Origin of the sequence: Pseudomonas emilianonis (assembly GCF_023072625.1) — a bacterium.
Lineage (GTDB): Bacteria > Pseudomonadota > Gammaproteobacteria > Pseudomonadales > Pseudomonadaceae > Aquipseudomonas > Aquipseudomonas paraveronii.
Genome location: NZ_JAKNRV010000717.1, coordinates 1 through 1,004 on the forward strand (window position 1 = coordinate 1; position 1,004 = coordinate 1,004).

Sequence of the window (1,004 nt, forward strand, 5' to 3'; positions counted from 1 at the left end):
CACGAATCGCCCGCGTGTTGCTGGCCGCGCCGGACGATATCGCCGAACGCGACCTGACCCTGAGCCGCGCCGAACACCCGAGCCTGGACCCGATCCTGGCCATCCAGAGTTTCTATGTCATGGCCGCCGGCCTGGCGGTCGCCCGGGGCATGAACCCTGACCAGCCGCGCCACCTGAGCAAAGTCACCCGCACCCACTGAGTGGCGTGCCGCGATTTCCTGATGAGTACCGTGCCCATGTCCAACAACAATAATGAACTGACCCTCAGCGCCCCCCTCAGCGGGCCGGTGCTGGCCTTGGGCAACGTCCCCGACGAAGTCTTCGCCAGCGGCGCCATGGGCGACGGCCTGGCCATCGACCCGCTGAACGATTGCCTGTACGCACCGTGCGACGGCGAGATCATCCATGTGGCGCGCACCGGGCATGCGCTGACGATTCGTGCGCAGAACGGCGCCGAGCTATTGATGCATGTGGGCATCGACACGGTGGAATTGAACGGCGAAGGGTTCACCCTGCTGGTGAAGAACGCTGCGCGGGTGAGCAAGGGCCAGGCGTTGATGCAGTTTGACCTGGACCGGATTGCGCGCCAGTGCAAGAGCCTGGTCAGCCTGATCATTCTCACCAACAGCGAGCGCTTCGAACTGACACCGCTGGCGCTCCATTCGGTCAAGCGCGGTGAACCGCTGGCGCGCGTGACGCTGCGTTCCAGCGTAGCGCTGCAAACAGCTGTGGATAACTCCGTCGCGCAATCCAGCGCCAGCGTGCGCATCACCCATCGCGGCGGCCTGCATGCGCGTCCGGCAGCATTGATCCGCAAGACCTCCCAGGCGTTCAGTAGCCAGACGCAGTTGCATTTCGCCGGCAAGTCGGCAGCGTGCGACAGCCTGATTGGCCTGATGGGGCTGGGCATCGGCGAAGGCGACGAGGTCCGCGTTACCAGCCGTGGCAAGGATTGTGCGGCGGCGGTGCAAGCACTGGTCGCCACGCTGTCGGTCGCGATCAGC

General features: G+C 65.2%; 1 protein-coding gene and 1 pseudogene. Both read left to right on the forward strand.

Annotated features, from left to right (window positions below):
* Nucleotides 1-200 (forward strand): annotated as a pseudogene (locus L9Z73_RS31135) (SIS domain-containing protein); the annotation flags it as partial.
* A 36-nt stretch (nucleotides 201-236) separates the two neighbouring features.
* Nucleotides 237-1,004 (forward strand): glucose PTS transporter subunit IIA (locus tag L9Z73_RS31140; protein ID WP_247408841.1); only part of this gene is annotated, 768 nt, incomplete at its 3' end.